General features: G+C 47.4%; 1 protein-coding gene and 3 pseudogenes. 3 read left to right on the forward strand and 1 reads right to left on the reverse strand.

Annotated elements, in window-relative coordinates; all coding sequences use genetic code 11:
• Positions 1–170, reverse strand: a pseudogene (locus HGI46_RS20315) (IS66 family transposase); the annotation flags it as partial.
• A 60-nt stretch (positions 171–230) separates the two neighbouring features.
• On the opposite strand from HGI46_RS20315, the pseudogene HGI46_RS20320 reads away from it, so the two are divergent.
• The 3 genes and pseudogenes from HGI46_RS20320 to HGI46_RS20330 all read left to right on the forward strand — a co-directional run.
• Positions 231–515 (forward strand): annotated as a pseudogene (locus tag HGI46_RS20320) (transposase); the annotation flags it as partial.
• 75 nt (positions 516–590) lie between these two features.
• Positions 591–2597, forward strand: a complete 2007-nt coding sequence (locus HGI46_RS20325; RefSeq protein WP_168905629.1) for a CRTAC1 family protein — start codon at positions 591–593, stop codon at positions 2595–2597.
• A 104-nt stretch (positions 2598–2701) separates the two neighbouring features.
• Positions 2702–2872: pseudogene (locus HGI46_RS20330) on the forward strand (IS66 family transposase); the annotation flags it as partial.

The raw sequence follows: 2872 nt of genomic DNA on the forward strand, positions 1-2872 counted from the left end.
TCGTCCTTCGAGGGCGGGATGTGCGAGTTCGAGGATGTCTTGCGCGGCTTGCCGACCAGACCCTCAAGTTCCGTAATCCGCGCCGCCATCCGTTCGATCATCTCGTGCTGGGCCAGAAGAAGCTCGTTCTTCTCAGCTTCGCTCAGCACATGAAGCGGGGGTGGGGCCATCAGCAGGGTGAATCAAACTCCGAGTCACCGCGCAACCATTTTCTGCCAACCTCCTGAGCAGTTACGTTCGCTGATGGCGGATATGCTGGCCAGAAACTGAAGGATGCCCTGAAGCCTTTGGGTAGCTGGATGATCGCAATCATCAAACGCTCCGACACGGTCAAGGGCTTCGAAGTCTTGCCCCGCCGGTGGGTTGTCGAAAGGACAATCGCCTGGCTCAACCGAAATCGCCGACTTGCCAAGGACTTCGAGCAGACCATCGCATCTGCCACCGCTTGGCTCTTCGCGGCCTCGGTACAAGCCTTCATCCGGCGTGCCGCAAGACACTGTCATTCAACGAATTAGTTTCGAGTCCGACTCTCAGACTCCGCGCGCCTGCGTATTATTAGCGCAGATCGCAATTACACGATAAGAACAAGATTGACAATCCTATTCGGTTGTAGTGATTATCGCTCAAACTCAACAACTGAGATTTCAGTAATGCTATCAATCAAAATTGTGGGCCGGTCTGCAAGCCTCTTATTAGCTATTCTCGCTGGATCTTGCGGAGATGACAGCACGGAGCCGACAATCTTGCCTTCATCGGCAGCAAGTCCAACCCCTTCAGCCAGCCCGACAATCGACACCGCCGATCATACCTTTGAATTTCGTGATGTGTCAACGGACGCAGGAATCAATTATATTGGCAAGACATGGGGTGTCGCTTGGGGCGACGCCAACGGTGATGGATTTTTGGACCTCTGGTCTGGGAATCACGGAAATTATGTACTTTGGATCAATGCAAGAGATGGAACCTTTAGGGATGCTACTACTGAGTGGCTGATGGCACCAAAGGCGGACGGACACGGAGCCGCATGGGCAGATTTTGACAACGATGGTGATGAAGATCTTTTTGAAACAGTTGGAGCCGATAGAGGGTTTGGCAGGGGCAATAATCGACTTTTTGTCAACGCTAACGGCAAGCTAGTGGACCGTGGGATTGAATTGGGTGTGAATGACCCCGAAGGTAGAGGGCGCCTTCCGCTGTGGTTCGATTTCGACAACGATGGCAATTTAGATGTTCTGGTGGTGAATTACGAACTTAAGGATAGGCCATCTATTCTATTCAGGCAAGAGAACGGATACTTTAGGAACGTAAATTCTGAATATGGAATCGAATTCAATAAAGCAGCGCAATATGCGCAGATCGCAAAACTTGCGCAGAGTGAGACCAATCTCATCATTCATGGTTACCCATTTACTCAGAGAATTTATACTATATTGAAGCCGCGAATGGTCAATAAGACATTGACCTATAGTTTCACAGGATATCAACCTGTGCAAGATTCAATATTTTATGATTTGAATGGAGATTTAATTGATGATGCAGCTTTGGCTATTGGGGATTTACGATCGGAGTTGATGCAAATAAGTAGCAATGAGCTTAGAATTCGGATAAATTTTAAACAAGACCAAAAAGAGTTTAGATTCCGATCAATAGGAGATTTATCTGTTGATATTGGGCCTCCTGGGTTAACTTGGTGGAGCCCAAGTAATATTTTTATCGACCGTTCGGGAAGTAATCCGAAAAGCCTCTCGTTCAATGTTTCCAAATCTAACCTCGTTAACAGCGCGTATTATGATACGTCAAATTTACGCCGAAGCGTATCAATTAAGTTTGATCCATCCAATGGATACTGGTCTTTTTCCACCAAAGGTGATGTGGAATTCATAAATATCGCAATAAGATCCAATTCAGAGATTACAGATCTCAGTTCAACCGGAATTTCAGATTCTGATACGGCGTTTAGCAACCGTGTCATTTTAAGTTCACAAGGAGTTTTTTCTGGTTCGAGAAATATGGCAGCTATATCTGCAAGAAGTAATTGCTTCTCTGTCGCTGCCGGGGACTTCGATAACGACGCAGATATCGATCTTTACTTTCTTTGCACTAGGACTACTAAGAATGAGCCTAACATGTTATTCTTGAATGACGGATATGGGAATTTTTTCCTTGATCCGAGTGCCAGGGGTGCGCAAGGCTCAAGCTTGGGAATAGGTGACTCGGCCGCAGTTGTTGATTACAACAATGATGGCTATCTCGATTTATTAGTTTCAAATGGTCAGTCACTTGAGCCATTTACAAATGGCCCATTGCAACTTTTTAGGAATACTGGAAATTCAAATCATTGGCTAAAGATTCATCTTATTGGGAAGGGCAGTAATAGGGATGGGATTGGCGCAGTAGTGTATTTGACAAGTAATGGAAAGAAACAGATGAGAGTGCAGGCTGGAGGATTGCACAGGGGGGTCCAGGATGATACTAGGCTACATTTCGGACTTGGTTCTGCGTTTAAGGTAGATAATCTTGAAGTTATATGGCCTAGTGGTGAACGCCGAAGCTACGCCATAAATAGTGTTGACCGTATTGTTGATATATTGGAGTGATGCCAACGCAAATTGATCAGTACCCATGGGCCCATTGGCGTAACTGCTCAGGAGGTTGGCAGAAAATGGTTGCGCGGTGACTCGGAGTTTGATTCACCCTGCTGATGGCCCCACCCCCGCTTCATGTGCTGAGCGAAGCTGAGAAGAACGAGCTTCTTCTGGGCCAGCACGAGATGATCGAACGGATGGCGGCGCGGATTACGGAACTTGAGGGTCTGGTCGGCAAGCCGCGCAAGACATCCTCGAACTCGCACATCCCGCCCTCGAAGGACGAT

This window comes from Novosphingobium sp. ERW19 (genome assembly GCF_012641315.1).
Classification (GTDB): domain Bacteria; phylum Pseudomonadota; class Alphaproteobacteria; order Sphingomonadales; family Sphingomonadaceae; genus Novosphingobium.